The sequence below is a fragment of the Pseudomonas tehranensis genome (assembly GCF_014268615.1).
GTDB lineage: Bacteria > Pseudomonadota > Gammaproteobacteria > Pseudomonadales > Pseudomonadaceae > Aquipseudomonas > Aquipseudomonas tehranensis.
The window spans coordinates 14,366-34,073 of record NZ_JABWQV010000007.1 but is presented as its reverse complement, the minus strand read 5'-3'; the positions used below and the strand labels follow the sequence as shown (position 1 = coordinate 34,073).

The 19,708-nt window shown below is 58.5% G+C and carries 16 protein-coding genes and 4 pseudogenes; 5 read left to right on the top strand and 15 right to left on the bottom strand.

Features of this window, described 5'->3' with window-relative positions; all coding sequences use genetic code 11:
* Positions 1-60: 60 nt before the first annotated feature.
* The 3 genes and pseudogenes from HU811_RS03465 to HU811_RS03455 form a co-directional block, all read right to left on the bottom strand.
* Positions 61-819 (bottom strand): molybdopterin cofactor-binding domain-containing protein, encoded by a 759-nt coding sequence (locus HU811_RS03465; protein WP_186653964.1) that lies wholly within the window; start codon positions 817-819, stop codon positions 61-63.
* Between the two features lie 260 nt (positions 820-1,079).
* Positions 1,080-1,223: pseudogene (locus tag HU811_RS03460) on the bottom strand (two-component sensor histidine kinase); the annotation flags it as partial.
* A gap of 2 nt (positions 1,224-1,225) precedes the next feature.
* Complete coding sequence (locus HU811_RS03455) at positions 1,226-1,903, bottom strand: heavy metal response regulator transcription factor (protein ID WP_186653962.1); 678 nt, start codon at positions 1,901-1,903, stop codon at positions 1,226-1,228.
* 207 nt (positions 1,904-2,110) lie between these two features.
* Between HU811_RS03455 and HU811_RS03450 the strand changes: the two genes are divergently transcribed.
* The 4 genes from HU811_RS03450 to HU811_RS03435 all read left to right on the top strand — a co-directional run bounded on the left by HU811_RS03450 (position 2,111) and on the right by HU811_RS03435 (position 5,584).
* Positions 2,111-2,470 carry a co-regulatory protein PtrA N-terminal domain-containing protein gene (locus HU811_RS03450; protein WP_186653959.1) on the top strand — a complete coding sequence of 120 codons (360 nt, stop codon included), beginning with the start codon at positions 2,111-2,113 and terminating at the stop codon, positions 2,468-2,470.
* A gap of 84 nt (positions 2,471-2,554) precedes the next feature.
* Positions 2,555-2,803, top strand: coding sequence for a DUF2933 domain-containing protein (locus tag HU811_RS03445; protein WP_092398306.1), 249 nt, complete (start codon positions 2,555-2,557; stop codon positions 2,801-2,803).
* Between the two features lie 5 nt (positions 2,804-2,808).
* On the top strand, positions 2,809-5,172 hold the full coding sequence (locus tag HU811_RS03440; protein ID WP_186653956.1) for a heavy metal translocating P-type ATPase: 2,364 nt from the start codon (positions 2,809-2,811) through the stop codon (positions 5,170-5,172).
* Positions 5,173-5,377: 205 nt separating this feature from the next.
* Positions 5,378-5,584, top strand: a complete 207-nt coding sequence (locus HU811_RS03435) for a co-regulatory protein PtrA N-terminal domain-containing protein (RefSeq protein ID WP_092453580.1) — start codon at positions 5,378-5,380, stop codon at positions 5,582-5,584.
* A 643-nt stretch (positions 5,585-6,227) separates the two neighbouring features.
* On the opposite strand, the pseudogene HU811_RS03430 reads toward HU811_RS03435, so the two are convergent.
* From HU811_RS03430 to HU811_RS03385, 11 genes and pseudogenes are all read right to left on the bottom strand, one after another.
* A pseudogene (locus HU811_RS03430) lies at positions 6,228-6,335 on the bottom strand (transposase domain-containing protein); the annotation flags it as partial.
* A pseudogene (locus HU811_RS03425) lies at positions 6,334-6,531 on the bottom strand (IS66 family transposase); the annotation flags it as partial. The pseudogenes HU811_RS03430 and HU811_RS03425, both read right to left, overlap by 2 nt.
* A 61-nt stretch (positions 6,532-6,592) precedes the next feature.
* Positions 6,593-6,928 (bottom strand): IS66 family insertion sequence element accessory protein TnpB, encoded by a 336-nt coding sequence (gene tnpB, locus HU811_RS27340; RefSeq protein WP_186653953.1) that lies wholly within the window; start codon positions 6,926-6,928, stop codon positions 6,593-6,595.
* A complete protein-coding gene (tnpA, locus tag HU811_RS03415; protein ID WP_189673969.1) occupies positions 6,925-7,257 on the bottom strand; it encodes an IS66-like element accessory protein TnpA in 333 nt (110 codons plus the stop codon). The genes tnpB and tnpA overlap by 4 nt, the downstream gene beginning before the upstream one ends.
* Positions 7,258-7,460: 203 nt before the next feature.
* Entirely contained in the window at positions 7,461-7,793 is a 333-nt protein-coding gene (locus HU811_RS03410) for a DUF2790 domain-containing protein (RefSeq protein WP_186653949.1), read from the bottom strand.
* A gap of 146 nt (positions 7,794-7,939) precedes the next feature.
* Positions 7,940-11,089 carry an efflux RND transporter permease subunit gene (locus tag HU811_RS03405; protein WP_186653948.1) on the bottom strand — a complete coding sequence of 1,050 codons (3,150 nt, stop codon included), beginning with the start codon at positions 11,087-11,089 and terminating at the stop codon, positions 7,940-7,942.
* The gene (locus tag HU811_RS03400) at positions 11,086-12,345 is read right to left on the bottom strand and encodes an efflux RND transporter periplasmic adaptor subunit (protein WP_092398316.1); all 1,260 of its coding nucleotides are present in this window, start codon (positions 12,343-12,345) and stop codon (positions 11,086-11,088) included. The genes HU811_RS03405 and HU811_RS03400 overlap by 4 nt, the downstream gene beginning before the upstream one ends.
* Positions 12,342-13,604, bottom strand: coding sequence for a TolC family protein (locus tag HU811_RS03395; protein ID WP_186653947.1), 1,263 nt, complete (start codon positions 13,602-13,604; stop codon positions 12,342-12,344). Before HU811_RS03395 ends, HU811_RS03400 begins: the two co-directional genes overlap by 4 nt.
* A 651-nt stretch (positions 13,605-14,255) precedes the next feature.
* On the bottom strand, positions 14,256-15,557 hold the full coding sequence (locus HU811_RS03390; protein WP_186653946.1) for an OprD family porin: 1,302 nt from the start codon (positions 15,555-15,557) through the stop codon (positions 14,256-14,258).
* A gap of 20 nt (positions 15,558-15,577) precedes the next feature.
* Positions 15,578-15,715 (bottom strand): annotated as a pseudogene (locus HU811_RS27335) (helix-turn-helix domain-containing protein); the annotation flags it as partial.
* A gap of 329 nt (positions 15,716-16,044) precedes the next feature.
* Entirely contained in the window at positions 16,045-16,794 is a 750-nt protein-coding gene (locus tag HU811_RS03385) for an SDR family NAD(P)-dependent oxidoreductase (protein WP_092398324.1), read from the bottom strand.
* Positions 16,795-16,892: 98 nt separating this feature from the next.
* Here HU811_RS03385 and HU811_RS03380 point away from each other — a divergent pair, with 98 nt between their 5' ends.
* A complete protein-coding gene (locus HU811_RS03380) occupies positions 16,893-17,252 on the top strand; it encodes a winged helix-turn-helix transcriptional regulator (RefSeq protein ID WP_186653945.1) in 360 nt (119 codons plus the stop codon).
* 58 nt (positions 17,253-17,310) lie between these two features.
* On the opposite strand, the gene HU811_RS03375 is transcribed toward HU811_RS03380, so the two are convergent.
* On the bottom strand, positions 17,311-19,680 hold the full coding sequence (locus HU811_RS03375) for a TonB-dependent receptor (RefSeq protein WP_186653944.1): 2,370 nt from the start codon (positions 19,678-19,680) through the stop codon (positions 17,311-17,313).
* Positions 19,681-19,708: the final 28 nt, after the last annotated feature.

Sequence of the window (19,708 nt, the reverse complement as noted above, 5' to 3'; positions counted from 1 at the left end):
TTTCCTGTGTGTCCATGTTGATATTCCATCAAAAACGAAAGATGTACCCCGCAGGCGGTGTCATCGATATACCGTTCTTTCGAGCAATTGGCTTCTGAACGGCAAGTGGATGGCGCGGGCGCCCGCGGCGTTGCAAATCCCATTGCACAAAGCCCGGACGACAGGCACGTAAACCAGCTGGCTGGGTTGGCGGGCCTCAAGGGTCTGAGTGGGGTTGATCAGGTACACCGCGATTTGCCTTGGCAGCAACGAGAGGAGTGGCCAGTTGGTGCGATTGTCATCTATCGGGCTCGGACTAGCCGTGGTGGGGCCATTATCACCGGACGTCACGAACGCCACCCCCATCAGGCAGGCGCCTTTAAGCTGCGAGCGCAGGCGACCAGGGTTTTCTGCAAGCCCCAAGTCCGCGACAACCACCACGTCATGAACGCTCACGTGACCCTCGTCACTCACCTCGACGTCGAGCACGACTGCCACGCAGGTCTGCGAGTCATAGTGGGCGGCGATGCCCTGCGCTCGGCCATGTCCTGAGGGTTTGCCCCAATGCCCCTTGGTGGCCGCTTCGGCGATGACGTTGCGCATGCGATTGGCATCGAAACCTGATGGCGGCCCAGTGCAGTCGCTCACCGTGGACGCCGAATCAACCAGGGACAGCAGGTACTCCTTTTGATCCAGCTTGCAGGCTCGGACCTGCGCGGCCACGAATCGCTGCTCGGCGAACACGCAGAGCAGCAGGTCTTTTCTATCCAGATTGCTGTCAAGCGTCGATGGCCAGGTGAATTGATTAAGAGCGCTGTCGTGGGCATCAGGGTGGCTCATTTGCGTTTCTCCTTCCAGCTGACATCGCAAGACCAGTCATGGCGTTACTTTAGGCGGGCGGAGCTGACGTCAGGGTGACGGGTGCCTGACAGGAACATGTCAAACGCGGATCCCACTCAATGTGAAGGTCAGTCGCTAGAGGCTGGTCAGAACGACGTTTTGAGCGCAGGAACAGTGTGTGGTCACTCATAGCGCTCTGAGCGGATGGCTGCTACCAGCTGCTGAAGTTCCTGTGGCACCGGCTCAAGTGGAATCCGCTCCTTTTCCACCAGGGCCTGTCGGTCCAGCATCTTGAAGTGGTGCTGGCTGAGCATGTTGAAACTCAGCCCCGCTACCGTCAGGACGGCAATCACCGCGGTCATGAACATCAAGCTCATGCGGGCGGTCAGCGAGAGGTGCTTCATATTCACTCCGGCGCATCCATCATGTACCCCATGCCGCGGGCGGTATGGATCAGCTTGAGATCGAAATCGTCATCGATCTTGGCGCGCAGCCGACGTACAGCGACCTCAATCACGTTGGTGTCGCTGTCGAAGTTCATATCCCAAACCTGCGAAGCAATGAGAGACTTGGGGAGCACCTCGCCGCGCCGGCGCAGTAGCAGTTCCAGCAATGAAAACTCCTTCGCCGTCAGGTCAATTCTTTTCCCAACCCGGACCGCGCGCCGCTTCATCAGATCGACTTCCAGATCGGCAATTTTCAGGGTGGTTTGCGTGGGTGAGCCATTGCCTCTGCGCAGCAGCGTTCTGACCCTGGCCAGAAACTCTGAGAAAGCAAATGGCTTGATCAAGTAGCCATCCGCGCCCAGTTCCAACCCTTTAACGCGATCCTCTACACCATCGCGTGCGGTCAGGAACAGCACTGGAATGTCTTTTCCGGCTGCGCGCACCCTGCGCAGTACTTCCCATCCGTCCAGCCCCGGCATCATCACATCCAGGATCAGCAGGTCATAGGGCTCGCTCAGCGCGTGCTGCAGGGCATCCGTACCTGTCATAACCCGGTCGACATTGAATCCCGCTTCGGTGAGGCCTTGCTGCAGATATGCACCGGTTTTGGGTTCATCTTCAGCTACCAGTAGTTTCATGCGAGCAGACTCCAAAAAACGGGTGGCCTGAGTTTGTAGGCAAACAGCGGCCCCAACCAGAAGCTTACGGAAATGTAATTCTGACTTCAGGTCACTGACAGGGTGGTTTGTCTAGGGTGCAAGCATGAGCACTAGGTTGTGCTTTCGGCCCTCGATAGACCAAAAGCAGAGGTGCCGGTCATAGTTTGCACTGATGGAGACTGCCCCATGAAATCGCTGAAACCTTTGCTTCTGGTTGGTTCGTTACTGCTGTCTTCTATGGCTTGGGCCGAAGGGGGCAGCGACCGTGTATTCGAACGCATCCAGCAGATGCGCGACAAAGCAGAAGCCGTGCTGATCCAAGCGGAGAAGGCCCCGGTCGGCAAGCGGCATGTGCACATAAAGGAGCATATGAACATGCTCGAAGAGATCATGAGCCAGCTGCACAACGAACATCCTGCCCCAGGCATGTCCGCCGAAGAGCATCTGGCCTGGATGGAGAAGCACGACAAGTTGGTAGACGACGTGCTGGGTCAAATGAGTCGCGAGCACAAGCTGATGATGGCCGACAAGGAATGCCATCCGTAAAGATTCCCCCATCTTCCAGGCCTTCCGTGATTGCTCCTTTGGCCTAGCGGCGCCTCTTATGGTCATTGAATCGAGGCTATTGTCATGGACCACACGCACGACACCGGCACTACTGAACCAGCTTTTTGGAAGAGCAAGATTGGCATCGCACTGATCATGCTGGCCGTAATCGGCATCTTCTATGTTGCGCGCGAGCACTACGGTCATCTTTCGCAGGCTTTGCCATACCTCATCTTGCTGCTATGCCCGCTGATGCATTTGTTTGGCCACAATCATGGCGGGCACTCCCACTCCAGCGGAGCCGCGGTTTCCAAGGACGAGGATAGGAAGTAAATCGAATGCAAAAGACCTCCTGCCATCATGACCAGGGCCATGCACATCATTCGCACGGCCACTCTGAGAGCCAGCGCGATCCGGTATGTGGCATGGAGGTGAAACCTGACAGCCCTTACCGCGAGATCGTTGAAGGGACGACCTATCGCTTCTGTAGTGCGAAGTGCCTGGAGAAATTCCAAGCACACCCTCATCAGTACATGAGCCATCAGTCTCATGGGGGGCATCACCAGCACGCGGCTCCAGCACCTACATCGGTGTCAGTAGGTGCTGAATACACCTGTCCGATGCATCCAGAGATCCGTCAACCGTCTCCCGGAAACTGCCCGATCTGTGGGATGACGCTGGAACCTGTCATCCCGGAGCTGGAAGAGGAGGAAAACCCAGAGCTGAAGGACTTCTCACGACGGTTCTGGTGGACCCTGCCATTGACCGTCATCGTGACCGTGCTGGCGATGGCTGGTCATTCCTTGCAGCTGTTTCATGGAACATCCCAGAACTGGGTTGAGTTGGTTCTGGCAACACCCGTGACGCTTTGGGGGGGCTGGGTATTTTTCACTCGTGGAATAGACTCCATCCGGCACCGCAGCCCCAACATGTGGACCCTGATCGGATTGGGAACTGCAGCTGCCTACCTCTACAGTGTGGCAGCTACCTTGGCCCCGCAGTGGTTCCCGGCGGCCTTCGTTCAGGATGGACGCATCGGCGTCTACTTCGAGGCCGCTGCGGTGATCATCTCGCTCACGCTGTTGGGCCAGATGCTCGAACTCAAAGCCCGCTCGCAGACCTCTGCCGCCATTAAGTCACTGCTGGGATTGTCCCCCAAGACTGCCCGGCGCATCAGACCTGACGGCCAGGAAGAAGATATTCCGCTGACCCACGTCCATCAGGGTGACCACTTGCGTGTCCGGCCGGGCGAAAAGGTCCCGGTGGATGGCACCGTGCTGGAGGGCGAGAGCGCTGTCGATGAATCGATGCTCACCGGCGAACCGGTGCCCGTCAATAAGCGGGTAGGGGATCCCCTGATCGGTGCGACCCTGAATACCCACGGCAGCCTGGTGATGGAAGCGCAAAAGGTGGGCGCCGAAAGTATGTTGTCGCAGATCGTCCAGATGGTGGCTAGGGCCCAGCGCTCCAAGGCGCCCATGCAGCGTATGGCCGATGCCGTGGCAGGGTATTTCGTGGTGGGGGTGATCCTGATCGCGATCCTGACATTTTTTGGCTGGGGGCTGTTCGGGCCGGAATCAGGTTGGGTATTTGGCCTGATCAACGCCGTGGCCGTACTGATCATTGCCTGCCCATGCGCCCTGGGCTTGGCAACGCCGATGTCGGTCATGGTCGCGACCGGCAAGGCCGCCAGCAGAGGTGTGTTGTTCCGCGATGCCAGCGCTATCGAAAACCTCTGCAAAATCGACACCTTGATCGTCGACAAGACCGGGACACTGACGCTGGGGCGGCCGGCCTTTCATAGTGCAGAGGGAACCGGGTCGTTCGATTCGGTCGAGGTTCTGCGCTTGGCTGCAAGCCTCGACCAGGGCAGCGAGCATCCACTGGCTCATGCCATTGTCGATCATGCGCGTGAACAGGGTCTTGCCTTGGTGAAACCGGAGACCTTCGAATCTGGCTCAGGCATTGGTGTGCGCGGAGAGGTCGATGGCCATCGACTGCAGCTCGGGAACACCGCGCTGATGGAGGAGGCGGGCGTTGACATTACCCCACTGCGTAACCGTGCAGAGCAACTGCGCTTGGAGGGTATCAGCATCATCTATCTGGCAGTCGATGGCCGCCTGGCGGGCCTCCTGGCCGTTTCCGATCCGATCAAGCCAACCTCCCAACTGGCCGTCGCTCAACTCCAGAGCGCGGACGTGAAGGTCATCATGGCCACTGGCGATGGTCTCACCACCGCAAGAGCTGTGGCGAAGCAGTTGGGTATCGAGGAAGTGCATGGCGAGGTGAAGCCGCAGGACAAGGAGAAACTAGTCGCCGACCTGCAGAGCTATGGCCGGCGTGTCGCCATGGCAGGCGACGGCATCAACGATGCGCCGGCCTTGGCCAGGGCCGACGTCGGCATCGCCATGGGCACGGGCACCGACGTGGCGATGAATAGCGCCCAAGTGACCCTGGTCAAGGGAGACCTGATGGGCATCCTGCGAGCGCGCACCTTGTCAGTGGCCACGGTGAAGAACATGAGGCAGAACCTTGCCTTTGCATTTCTCTACAACGCGATGGGAATCCCGCTAGCGGCCGGGCTGCTGTACCCGCTGACGGGGCATCTTCTGTCGCCCTTGATCGCTGCTTTGGCAATGAGTGTCAGTTCAGCCTCGGTGGTTTTCAATGCGCTTAGGTTGAAAACAACGGACGTTGGCTAGTCTGCTAATTAGTAGGCGGGTAATCTCAGGCAGCAAGCTGTCGGACTTGGCGGTTTTGCACAACTCCAGCGTGTTGTACTGCAGTCTGACAGAACCGTAATGTTCGGATCAGGTTGCTGACAGGGCTTCGTGGTTAACGTAGCAGCGAGCTTAACGCTCGCCCCCATTCGTTACGGGGGCTTCTAAACTTACGAGGATTTACGAAATGAAATCGATCAAAACCCTGTTTGTAGTTGCTGCCCTGAGTGTTTCCAGCCTGGCGTTGGCCGAAGGCGGTGCCGATCGCACGTTTGCACGCATGGAACAAGCCCGTCAGGCTTCGCTGGAAGCCTATCAATTGGCCAAGCAGCAGAAGGATGAAGCCCCCGTCGCCGGCAGCCAATCCAAACAGGCTGAACACGCCAACTGCTGAGCCCCTCGACCTTTCAGAAATGTAATCACCCGGATGGCTGAGATATGCCAGTTTCATACTGCTTGGTGTCGGGGAAACTTTATGGCTGGGATCAGGTAGGTGAGTTCGCCGGAGGGTTACAGATTTTCATCGTATTCGTTGTGATATCTCCCATTTGCATGGGACACCTTTATAGTGCGCGTTTAGGCGATCCTCAACGTGGTGGGGCTCCCATACTTCGCATCGATCCAAGCCTTCACACTCTTCTCGGGTAGACGCTGTGATGGTGCCGCTGAGGTATATCTGGAAGCCAATGATTTTCTGGATGAACATGGGCCGCGGAGCCAGCAGGTTCTGTGGTGGGGCAATTTTACCCATCTTCAGCCATCGCCCTTGAGACCAGGCGCTTTTGTGTACTGCGACAGTAAATAGAATAGGTAGATCGAGCAAGGCTCCTAAGTCTGCTATAGGGGCACTGGAGCGCGCATCGAAGAAAGCGAAGTCCGCTTCCGGCAGTGTCAGGGCATAAAGTGTGCATATCATTTTCGAGAGGAACTCGAAGCACCGCTCCGATCGTACGTTGTTGCCTTTTCATGCTGGATGTCTTCCTTGAACTAGACTTGTCTGTTTTATGTTAGCGCATGGTGAGCACACCTTGCGCAGATCAGGTGGGCGTCCATTGATGCGGCAATAGCTGGTCAATGTCACTCGCGCGCTGCGTCGGCAGGCGCGTGAGGACATCTTTTAGATACGCGTACGGATCATGGCCATTGCTTGAGTTGTGCTATCTCCTGGGTGAGCTTCTCGATAACCGTTTGATCGCGGTTGATCTTCTTGCCCATCGTCTCGACCGTCTTACCCAGCGTGTCGACTTGATGGTCGAGCGTCTCGACGCGCTGTAACAACTGCGCCGCTAAAGCGCGCAGTTGTTCAGGGGTAAGGTGGTCGAGATTGGGGAGCGAAGTCATGGCGCCGATTTTGCCAGACCAGACAACTCGCGGCGATAGACCGATAGGCTAATGGCAGCCGTTAAAGCAGGGTGATCGCACCGCCGGAGCCGGCGCGTTGCCATGGCAGACCCAACACCAAAGCCTGGAGTTGTTCGGTATCCAACTCCATTTCAGAGTCTTGGCGAATACCTGGCCAGTGGAACTTGCCTTGGTTCAAACGCCGAGCCGCCAGCCAGATCCCGAAGCCGTCATGCACCAGAACTTTCATGCGCGTGGCGCGGCGGTTGGCGAATAGATAAGCACAGTGCGGCTTCGCCGCACCAAACACCGCGATCACTCTGGCCAATGCCGTCTCGTTACCGGCGCGCATGTCCATCGGCTCGGTGGCGAGCCAGATGGAATCGATGCGGATCATCGCAGCAAGTCTCGTAGAAAGGTCGCGCAGGCAGCAGGACTTTCAGTTGGCCAGTTCACTTTAACGGTACCACGCGGGTGCTGGATCTCAACGCAGATATTCGGCGATGCAGCATGCGAATTTGCACCAGCCAGCTGCATAGGCAACGGAATGAAAGCAGGTTGCAGCGTCGTGCTTTTTTGCGTCTGCACTCGAATCCATTTGTGGACGAGGTTTGCGTTGAGGCTATGGCGGAGCGCGATGCTGGCAATCGAAGCGCCGGGCTCGGCGCACTCTTGAATGACCTGAGCCTTGAAGGACTTGGAATAGGAACGGCGTGTTGGCTGCATGAAATACCCGCTTAAAAGGCTAGAACTGGTGTCCACTTAAATTTAAGTGCACACCATGTCTTGGCTTTGCAGGGCTGGGTAGGTGACTTGGCCGGACGCATACGCTCATCTGAAGGATTGGACGTAACGGCATCAAAGCAGAACCACAAGGCGTACTTTAGGGTGACTTGGAAATTACATTTCAGTCAGCGTGATGTCATTTATTAATTTTGGTTCCGGCAGCCTGTCCCGGTTACCCGGTATTCAAGAATACTCAAATTGCCGTTGGAATCCTCGTATGTCATCTGGGCCGGCATCACACCACAGCTTGAACCCGTAGGGGTGTTGGCTACGACCTTGGCGATGTCAAACTTCATGCCATAGCGGTAGTGAACGACTTCGGGACGATTCTTCCCGTTAGTCGCAGCATACTCTTGTATGGCCTGTTCATTGGCTTGAATCATCCGACCATAAACACGATCAGCGCCACCTTCTGCCATGGTTGCAGAAGAAATAGCCATAATTGTAAGTGCGGCGATAGCGTTGAGGGCTTTCATATTTAATAACTCCTTCCAAGTAGTAATTAAAATATACCCTCGCAACCTGTCACAAAAATGAAGTCGAAGTTACATCGCCGTAATGCTGTTTGTGCTGTTACTCAGGCGAGCCGCACTTGGTGTGCGGCTCACCTGAGCGTCTGGAGTTACAGCGCCTGCGGAGCGCGAACTTTTCCTGTGCGCTGTCTTCGCATCAGCCAGTAGGCTGCCGGCAAGACCAGCATGGACATCAGCGGGGCGGTGATCATGCCGCCAACCATGGGAGCGGCGATGCGTTTCATCACCTCTGAGCCCGCTCCACCGCCCCAGAGAATGGGCAGCAGGCCGGCGATGATCACGGCAACCGTCATCACCTTGGGACGAACGCGCAGCACCGCGCCTTCACGAATGGCCTCAAGCAGGGCTGGATCACCGCTGCGCCCGGCATCCAGCCGAGCATGCCAGGCGTTCTTCAGATACAACAGCATGATCACCCCGAACTCGGCCGAGACGCCGGCCAGGGCGATGAAACCCACCCCAGTGGCCACCGACAAGTTGAAGCCGAACCAGTAGAGCAGCCAGATGCCCCCCGACAGGGCGAAGGGCAGGGTGGCCATGATCAGCAGGGCCTCGCTGAAGCGGTTGAAGGTCAGGTAGAGCAGCACGAAGATAATCAACAAGGTCGCCGGCACCACCCAGGCCAGCCGCGCATTGGCACGCTCCAGGAACTCGAACTGTCCGGAGTAGGAGACGGTCATGCCAGCGTCGAGTTGTACCCGCTCAGCTACGCGTTGCTGCAGCTCGCGCACGGTCGATGCCAGGTCGCGTCCACGGACATCGACATAGACCCAACCGGACAGACGCCCGTTCTCGCTGCGAAGCATCGGCGGCCCTTCGGTCAGACTAACCTGGGCGACGGTGCCCAAGGTGATCTGCTGGCCGACTGGGGTGAGGATCGGCATACGCCGTAGCGCCTGCGGACTGTCTCGCCACTCCTTGGGATAGCGCAGGTTGATCGGGAAGCGGGCGAGCCCCTCAACTGTCTCGCCGATATTGCTGCCGCCGATTGCGCCCGATACCACCGCCTGCACGTCGGCGATGCTCAGGCCATAGCGTGCTGCGGCCAGTCGATCGATCTGGATATCCACATAGCGCCCCCCGGTAAGGCGTTCTGCCAATGCCGAACTCACCCCAAGCACCTCTTTGGCCACCGCCTCGATATCGCGAGTAATGCGTTCGATATCGACCAGGGAGGTTCCGGAGACCTTCACGCCGATGGGACTCTTGATCCCCGTAGCCAGCATGTCGATGCGGTTGCGTATTGGCGGCACCCAGATGTTGGACAGCCCTGGGACTTTCACTGCGCGATCCAGCTCCTCAATCAGCTTCTCCGGCGTCATACCCACGCGCCATTGCTCGCGCGGCTTGAACTGCACGGTGGTCTCAAACATTTCCAGCGGCGCCGGATCGGTAGCCGTCTCCGCTCGCCCGGCCTTGCCGAACACCCGGGCCACCTCCGGCACCGTGAGGATCATGCGGTTGGTTTGCTGCAGCAGTTGGGTTGCCTTGCTCGCCGGCAAGCCGGGCAGTGCCGAAGGCATGTACAACAGATCGCCTTCGTCCATGGGCGGCAGGAACTCTCCTCCGAGTCTGCTGAGGGGCCAGAGACTAGACACAAAGACCAGCACGGCCAGCGCCAGCGTCACCTTGGGCCAGGCCAGCACCCACTCCAGCACCGGCCGGTATGCGCCGATCAGCCAGCGGTTCAAGGGGTTCTGCTGTTCGCTGGGGATATGCCCACGAATCCAGTAGCCCATCAGCACCGGTACGAGGGTGACCGAGAGGCCGGCAGCGGCGGCCATGGCATAGGTCTTGGTAAAGGCCAGTGGGCCAAACAGGCGTCCTTCCTGGGCTTCCAGGGTAAAGACCGGGAGGAACGATAGGGTGATGATCAGCAGGCTGAAGAAGAGTGCCGGTCCGACTTCGGCCGCGGCTTCGCCGATAACTCGCCAGTGTGCCTCACCCTGGAGCGGCTCATTGGGGTGTCGTGCCTTCCAGGCCTCGATGTGCTTGTGTGCATTCTCGATCATCACCACGGCGGCATCGACCATGGCGCCGATGGCAATGGCGATACCGCCGAGCGACATGATGTTGGCGTTGACGCCCTGGTAGCGCATGACGATGAAGGCCATCAGGATACCCAGGGGCAGGGTGATGATCGCGACCAGCGACGAGCGCAGGTGCCAGAGAAAGATCAGGCAAACCAAGGCAACCACCACGAACTCTTCCAGCAGCTTGTAGCTGAGATTGTCGATGGCACGGTCGATCAGTTGCGAACGGTCATAGGTAGTAACCACCTCGACGCCGGTCGGCAGGCTGGATTTTAGGCTGTCCAGCTTGGTCTTCACGGCAGCGATGGTGTCCCGGGCATTCTTGCCGGAGCGCAGGATGACCACGCCACCGACCACTTCCCCTTGGCCGTCCAATTCGGCAATGCCGCGACGCATCTCTGGCCCCAGTTGAATGGTGGCCACCTGGCCTAGCAGAACCGGAATTCCGCTTGCCGAAGCCCGCAGCGGCACATTGCGAAAATCATCCAGGCTCTCCAAATAGCCCGAAGCCCTCACCATATACTCGCGCTCTGCCAGTTCCATTATGGCGCCGCCGGTTTCCTGGTTGGCGCTCTTCAGCGCCGCCTCGACCTCCTGCTGAGTGACCCCATAAGCCACCAACTTTTGCGGGTCGAGCAGCACTTGGTATTGCTTGACCATGCCGCCGAGGGTGGCCACTTCGGCTACGTTGGGCAGGCTCTTGAGTTCGTATTTGAGGAACCAGTCCTGCAGTGCCCGTAGCTGGGCAAGATCATGCTGGCCGCTGCGGTCGACCAGGGCGTACTGGTAGATCCAGCCTACGCCGGTGGCATCCGGGCCCAGAGTGGTGGTGACACCCTCCGGCAGGCGTTCCTGGGCCTGATTGAGGTACTCCAGCACGCGCGAGCGCGCCCAGTAGAGATCGGTATCGTCTTCAAACAGCACATAGACGAAGGAGTCGCCGAAGAAGGAGTAGCCGCGCACCGTCTTCGCCCCCGGGACCGATAGCATGGTGGTGGCCAGTGGATAGGTCACCTGGTTCTCGACGATCTGCGGTGCCTGGCCGGGAAAGCTGGTTCTGATAATGACCTGGGTGTCTGAGAGATCCGGCAACGCGTCCACCGGCGGGTTGCGCAACGACCAGATCCCTAAAGCGGTGATGAACAGGGTCGCCAGCAGTACCAGGAAGCGGTTGCCTATAGACCAGTGGATCAGGCGCGCGATCATGGCTGCTCTCCTTGCTTGTCGAGCCGCTCTGCATTGTTCTGCTCGACATGGCGGGCCATGACCCCCTGAAGGCTGGCCTCCGAGTCGATCAGGAACTGGCCGGAGGTAACGACCGACTGCCCTTCCTCAAGACCGGACAAAACCTCCAGACGCCCATCGGCCTCGCGGCCCAAGGTTATTTCCAGGGGGCGGTAGCGTCCATCGGCTTCGGCCAGCATCACCAGCGCACGCTTTCCGGTGCGAATCACGGCTTCACTCGGGACTAGTAGCGCGGGATGCCCGGCTTCGCTGCTCAGGTGCACGGCGGCGAACATGCCGGGGCGCAATTTACCGGCGGGATTGGGTAACTCGCTGCGTACCGTGAGCGTACGCGTCTGCGGGTCGGCACTCGGTAGCAAGGCAACGACACGACCTTGCAGAGGCTGTTCCGGGAAGGCGGTCAGGGTGGCGGCGACGCTAGCGCCAAGCTGAACCGCCCCAGCTTGGTCTTCGGGGATTGCTGCATCGAGCCAGACCGTGGACAGCCCGTTGATCCGCGCCAGATCCTGGCCGGCTGCAACGGTCATCCCGGCACGCACGTCCAAGGCCTGCAGCTCACCGGCGATAGGCGTGGTGATGGTCTGAACCGCCCGTGGCTGGCCGCTGCGACGAACCTGCTCGACCAACGCTTGAGGCATGCCCAGCAGGCGCAGGCGCTCCTGGGCTGCACTTATCAAGCGCGTGTCAGCAGTACGCAACACCGCCAGGAACTCCAACTGGGCGGCAGACCATTCGGGAATCAGCAGGTCGACGAGGGGCGTACCGGCGGGCAGTACATCGCCAGGGGCATGTCCGTAAGCCCGTTCGACGAACCCACCAGATCGGGCCTGCAGCTTCGCCACCTCGCGCTGGTTGTAGGCCAGGGAACCGACGGCCTCGATACCCGAAGGCAGCACACCGCGAATCACTGGTGCGGTGCGCATTCCGAGGTTTTGCACGGCTTGAGCGGGCACGCTCAGGGTCGAGGAGTCCTGCTCAGCACCTGCGTACTTGGGGACAAGCTCCATATCCATGAAGGGTGACTTGCCCGGTTTATCGAAGCGCTGGTCAGGTTGCATCGGGTCATACCAGTAGAGCACTTTGCGCTCATCCGTCGGTGCGGGAGTTGACATGACCTCATGTTTGGCCGGCCTCTCGGCCAGCCAGTAGCCACCGCCTGCCGCGGCAATGCCCATGGCCAGCAAGGCCGCGGAAAAACCTAATGCTGAAATCTTCATTGCAGGCCCTCCACATAGGCGTAGTACAAGCTCGCGGAGAGCTGACTCAGCTTGCGCTGCTGTTCGATCTGTCGCAGCTGAGCCTCGATCAGCTCGCGCTGAGCGGTGATGACGGATGCCAGCTGACTGTTGCCGGCCTGATAGGCGGCCAGTTCGAGATCGGCACGTTTGCTCGCCAGAGGGATCAAGGTTTTCTCGGTACGCGCCAGCGCTCTGCGTAGTTGCTCCAACTCGGCAAGGCCGCTTTCCAGCTCAGCCTGATGGACGCGCAGCAGCACTTCCTGCTCGGCTTCCATCTGCGACACACTCTGTTGCTTGGCGTTGATCTTGGGGCCCTGACGTGTTCCGACGAACAACGGTAGGTCGAAGGTAAACTGCACCATCACCATGTCGCCAAACTGGTTGTCGCGGTTGTTGTAGGCAAACTCTACGCCCCAGTCGGGAGTTTTCTCGGCTACAGCCTCATTCAACTCTGCGCTGGCCTCGCCAACCCGGGCAGATGCCGCACGCAAGTCGGGATGCTGAGCCAAACGATGCTGCAGATGCGGGACGTCCATGCTCAGGCTGGGTGTGTCTCCCGCCAGAAGCTGATCAGCTTCGTTGCCTATCCAGCGGCGTAGCTTGGCCCGAGCAATCGCCACGTCGCGATTCAGTTCGTCCCGCCGATCCTGCAAAGCCAAAGCTTCCTGGTCGGCCTGCAGCAGTTCGCCAGGCTGAGCGCTGCCGCCGGCGATCAGCGATTGCACCGTCGAGCGGAGCATCTCGATCTGCCGGTCCAGTTGATCGAAGAGGCCAACACTGTGCTCGGCGTAGTACACATCCAGCCAGCTCAATGCCGTCTGGCGTTTGACCTCAAGCTGCATGGCGCGCTGCTCGGCCTCGGCCCGGACAACGGAGGCCTCGGCCAACTGGCGACGGGCCTGGCGTTTGTCGCCATTAGGAACCTCTTGCATGAGTCCAATGCGGCGCATGGTCATCGAGTCCCGATTCAGGGCGTAACGATCAGGCCCCTCGATGGGCAGGTTGTCGATGCCGAGAATCAGCTTGGGATCGGGCAGGGCGTCCGCGGGCCCTACGGCCTGCTGTGCCGAGGCGACCCGTGCTTGTCGTGCAAGGTTCTCAGGTGCGCGCTGTTCGGCGAGTGCCTGCGCTCGTTCGAAGGTCAGGGGCTGCGCCTGCGCGGCAACCCAAGGTACTGCCCAGAATGCGGCAGCTAACACACCGAGATAGCCTCGGCGTGGGAAAAGGAAAGCGGACATGCTTTCGCCTCCAATGCGATTGATCGGGGTCGCTACCACGAAACTTGGCCGCGACGATGCGCCTGACTTTAAGGCGCGGGATGATCACTGCATTAGACGAAACGAGGAGGGCGCCAGAGTCCTGCGGGCTCTCGCTTAATCACCGACTGGGTCAGCAATATCTCGGGGCGTGAGGGGAGAGGGGATATGCTCTTGATCACGGTGGTCTGGAGAAGTCCTCCGGTCTTGCATTCCTGGCCGGATTTGCAGGGGGACTTACTGGCCACCCCATCAGACTTGTCCATTTGTTCGCAGCACGGAGCATCGGCCGTTGCATGGCCCTGATGATCGGCGCTCTGCATCGGGCAAGGTGGTGCTGGCATGCTGAAAGCCATACCGCCGAAGGTCGGCAGCACGAGGCTAGCAATCATTACCAGGATCAATCCAATCCGACGCACAGCAATTCACCAGGAGGGGCGATAGGGCGACGATAGCAGATTGCTCCGAGGCATGAACGCTCCTTTTGACGATAACAGCACTTCGTTGATTTGGATCACATAGACCGTCTAATTTCGCAGCGCGATTCTATGAGAATCACACCTTCACGCTTCGCTAGTGGATGAGATATCCAGTTGCCTATAGAGATCCGTCGTTTCTTCAACGGGTGAGGAATCACAGCAGTTTGAAGTTGTACTCAAGGACAAAGTAAATGCGGTCGATGTCCGGCCCGCCTTGTGCTTCGTTCGCCCGATGAGAAACGTGGGTGAAATGCACTAAAAGATCTTTCGCCGGCCCGGACTGGACGGTGTAGCTTAGATCAATGTCGCGCTCCCAGTGCTTCCCGCCTTTGCCTTGCTGAGGGCCATACTCCTGTTCGCTAGGATCAAAAGGGAAGTAAGCCCCTCCTTGCGGTGCATGAGTACCGTCGATATCACGTCCAGTCACATATCGTGACATGAACTTGAGCCCAGGAAATCCCATGGATGCGAAATCCAGGTCGTAGCGGGCTTGGTAGGAACGCTCATGGGGGCCATTGAAATCGGCGAACTTGATGGCGTTGGCTAGGTATATGGAGTCGCCCCCTACGAAATCGAAAGGCGTGTCACCATGATTTTTTTGGACCGCCAGGGTAAAGGCTTGGTTGCCAATATTGTGTTTGGCAGAAAGGCTATAAGCTGTTGTGTTAATGCCTCCCGCAACTGAGCGCCCGTAGTCAATCGTATGGTAGATGTTGAAATCTACAAACGTATCCCAGCGACGGGCATACACGTTCGCGTAATACTGTCTCCAAGTGTCTGTTAGCTGGGATGAATACAGCCTGGCGCCTAGGTTCTTGTTGGACGTGAAGTCAGCCCCAACGAAGCTGATTGAGCCCACATCGGTGTTAACGCCATACCCGGAAAAATCCCCTTTAGAAGAGGAGGAATCCTGGTTTTTGAATGCCGTGAATTTGCCACCGACCAGGTGTATGCCCGTAAGCTCGTCACTTTCTAAGAGCCATCCCGTTGCGTATTCGGGTTGCAGACGTTTGTCGGAAGTGTCGAAGACTGGGGTTTCTACTTCCATCTCGCCGAACTTGATAAAGGTCTGCGAGAGGCGAGTCTTGATCACGCCGCCGCCGTCGCTGAAGTTTTGTGCGGACTCTCCACCACTGTCGACGGGTAAAAGCCCGGTTCCTGAGTGTCTCTTACCGCCATCGAGTTTTTGCCCGACAAAAGCATGCACATCTACACCAAAACCAAATGTTCCGGGCGTGAAGCCTGACTCAAACGTCGTGATGAAGCCCTGTGCCCATTCTCGCTGGTAATTTTTTGCGGCGTTTTCGGAGCGGTTATCATTGTTTAAGAAGAAATTTCGGCTGATAACGTTGAGCGTTGCGTCCTCTAGAAAGCCCGAGGTTCTGGGCTCTGTCGAGTCTGCTGCCATAACCTTTCCAACACACAACAGGCACCAGCAAAGCACCGGGTTCTTCATGGTGTACCTCCGAATAGAGGTAACCTCAGGGGCTCGCTTAGGCGGTCGAGGATCAGTTGCTTGACCAGGTTTTCCCGCCAAGGCGTGAGGCCACTTGTAGTGGTCTTTCGCGTTTGTGTGGCTAACGCGCGGGCGACGTTGTGCTGAACGTGGGCCATAAGAATGTCCTTGAAACGACGGGAATGCGCCAGCGCGACACGAAGGGTCAGCACCACCTCCTTTGGATAAACAGGTATGCGCAGAGGGATTCATTCTTGGTTGCAGGGCTGTGGCTTGCGAGTTAAATGTTGTTAATTCCACTCATCCAAGGCGATAGACACCATCTCGGGAGCAGTCAGCAGTGTCCAGGGGGCGAGGGGTGCAGGTGACACTATGAGTAAACACCTCTACACACGCTGTTTAACATAATATACATTATGCGTATCATTGCAGCGCGTAATCAGAGGCAGTGCCCATCAGATTTCAATGGGCAAAACCCCTCTCAATATCAGACCTGGGCAAAACCGCCATCCACGAACATTTCGCTGCCGGTCATGAAGCTGCTTTCATCCGACGCCAGGAACAACGCCGCTGCTGCGACTTCTTCGGGCTGACCAATTCGACTCAGCGGCAACTGTGCGGTCATGTCTTCAATGATCGCGTCTTTCTGGCCGGTGCCGGCAAGCGCCATGTCCAGCCCCGGTGTCGAGATCGGCCCGGGTGAAAGTACGTTGACGCGAATACCGGTACCTTTCAGATCCAGCGCCCAGCTCCTGGCGAAGTTACGCAGCGCGGCCTTTGTGGCGCTATACACACTGAATGCCGGCGTGCCCATGCTGCCTGTGGTCGAGCCGGTGACGATTATCGAGCTGCCTGCGTGCATCAGTGGCAGCGCTTTTTGCACGGTGAACAGTGTGCCTTTGACGTTGATGCCGAATGTGCGATCAAACGACTCTTCGGTGATTGATCCGATGGGTTGGAAATCGCCAAGGCCGGCATTGGCAAACAGCACATCTATGCGGCCTTTGGCAGCTTTGACCTGGGTGAAGATACGATCCAGATCGTCCAGATTCGAAATGTCACCCTGGATGGCAATAGCCTCAGGGCCGATCTGGTGTAACGCCTTGTCCAGTTCTTCCTGCCGGCGTCCCACGATAACCACCTGCGCGCCTTCCGCTGCAAAACGAATGGCACTGGCCAGGCCGATGCCGCTGTTGCCGCCGGTAATCACTGCAATTTTTCCGTTAAGCCTGCTCATGGTTAACTCCCAAGAATGTTGAGGCCCAACTCTAGATCCAGGCTATTCTTTTGAATAGTATGCACCTTTTAGTAAGTACCCCCTTGGAACTTCAGACCATGGTCAACAACAGCTTTAATTGCGGACTCGAAGCCGCCCTGTCCGTCATTGGCGGCAAATGGAAACCCTTGGTCTTGTATAACCTGGCGAAAAATGTTCACCGGTACGGCGAACTGAGACGTGCGATCGGCGGCGTGACCGATAAGGTGCTGATCCAACAGCTCAAGGAGCTGGAACGCGATGAAATAATTGCACGCATCGACTTCCATGAAATACCACCCAAGGTCGAGTATTCCCTCACGCCTTTCGGGCAATCCCTGGCGACTGCGCTGAGCGGGCTGTGCACATGGGGCACGGAACATATGCAGACGGTCGAGCGCATCAGCGCACGTCGCGCGTCTGCCCTCGCCCATTCTTGAACCCCTGCTCATGAACCTAACTAAACCAAATAGTCATTTAGTTTAGTTAGGTCGAGAACTACCAGCGCGTTCGCAAAGTCATGCCGACGCTGCGCGGGTCGCCTGTAAGCACTCCGTAATCACCTGCGCCAAGCCGGGCGTAAACCGCGGTGATGTAGTTCTTGTCGAACAGATTGCGCGCCCACAGTTCGGCTTCCCAACGCCTGTTGCTGCGGCGCAGTCCAAGACGCAGGTTGGTCAGCCCGTAGGATGGCTGATAGCTGCCCGGGCCACCTTCGAGCGTGCCGTAGTAACCGCTGCGGAATTTGTAGTCCAGGGCGCTGAACAGCTCCAGGCCATGCTCCAGTGGGTAGCGATAGTCGATTCCGGTATTGGCGTTCCACTCTGGGGCGTTGAACACGCGTTGACCTCCCAAGTCGCAGGACCACTGCGCGCTGGTTGGCGAGCACGGCGCGTTGGGAAAATCACGGTAGCGTGCGTCACTCCAGGCGATCCCCAGCCTCAAGTCAACCCGTTCGCTGGCACGTAGCTGCGCGTCCAGTTCGATCCCGCGCAGGCGCACTTTGCCGACATTGATCAGGTTGTCGCGGATCGGCGGCGAAAACTGGTTCGCCGGCGCACGGTTGGTCAATGCCTGGTAGTCGTCGACATCGGCCTGGTACACAGCCAGATCGAGCATGCCGCGTTCGTTCCAGAAGCTGCGCTTGAGACCCACTTCGACCGAAGTGACCCGCTCCGCATCGAATGTCGATGAGACATTGGGGCCGATTACGTCGAGATTGATCCCACCGGCCTTGTAACCGCGCGACCAACTGGCATAACCGAGCAGGTCATCGGCAAACTGGTAGCTGAACGTCAATTGCCCGGAAAGGTTGCTCTCCTCAATCGCATCACGTCGGTAGTACTCGCCGCCGAGTGCGACGCTGCGCAGCAACGGGCCCGCCAACTGCGAGATCAGGTCCGGACCCAGTGGCGACAACCCCGAAACGCTGCGCGACAGCCAACCCTGCTTGCGCTCGCGGGTGTAACGCAGCCCTGGTGTGATCGCCAGACGGTCCGTGGCATGCCAGGTGAGTTGACCGAACACGGCGCGGCTGTCGGTGCGCTGCTGACCGTCGAAGTCCTGCTGCGCGCCATCGAGCAACGACGGGGCAATCATTCCGGGCGTAATGCCCAGCCAGTCGATTTCCGGTCGATCCCCCAGAAAATAAGCGGCCGCGTCCTCGCCGAAACGCACGCCCACATCGCGGTTCAACTTCTGCCGCAAATAATAAAGGCCCACCACGTAGTCGAAGTGTTCGTTGGGTGAATCGGCCAGGCGCAACTCCTGGCTGAATTGATGCTGATCGAGTTTCACGGCGGCGCTTTCGGCCACCGACAGCGGCATGCCATCGCCGTCCTGGTCAGCATCATAGGTCCAGTCCCGGTAACCGCTGATGCTGGTCAGCGTGGCGCCGCTGTCGAGCAGCCAGTTCAACTCCAGCGTTGTGCCGGTCTGCAGCGTCTTCACCGTGCTCGGTTCGTCTTGCTGCACGCGACGCGCATAAGGGTCTACAGGCAGTTGGCGGTAGCCAACGAAGGCAGCTCGATCGATGCTCGTCTGGCTGTAGTTGCTGGCCGCAAAGGCGTTGCCCTGCTCGTCCTGCCAACCATACTCACCGATCAGCCGCGCGCTGAACGTTTCGCTCGGCGTCCACAGCAACTGACCCCGTACGCCCTGGCGGTTCTGGTCACCCAGGTGGCTGCCGTCGTAAGTGTTCTCGATGAGGCCATCGCGCTCTACGTCGTAGCCGGTCAGGCGCCCTGCCAACACACCGTCGATCAGCGCGCCTGAAACCGTACCGCGATACTGACGCAGGCCATCACTGCCCACCGACACCTCGCCATTGCCCTGCGGCTCGAAGGTGGGCGCGCGGCTGCTGATGTTGATCGCACCCGCCGTGGTGTTCTTGCCATACAAGGTGCCCTGTGGCCCCCGCAACACCTCGACCCGCTCGATGTCGACCAGGTCGACCAGCGACATGCCCTGGCGCCCGAGGTAAACCCCATCGAGAAACACCCCGACACTGCCGTCCAGACCATCGTTGTAGGAGCTCGAACCGAGTCCGCGAATACCGTAGCTGGCATAGCGCGCACTGGGCACGGCTACCAACAGACTCGGCACGCGCTGCTGCAGGTCCTCGGTACGATAGATGCCGGCATCGTTCAATTGCTCGCCATTGAGCACGTTCATGGCAATCGGCACTGCCTGCACGCGCTCCTCGCGGTGGCGGGCAGTGACCTTCACCTCGTCGAGCACCAAGACCGAAGGCCGGCCAGGCTCAGCCTGTTCAGCACCAGGATCCTGATCATCAGCCTGTGCCCCACTCAGATAGAACCAACATACAACATGAAACAGGCATCCATAACGCACTCTGGGTTCAATCATCCTGGACACAGCAAACCTCTGATAGCGA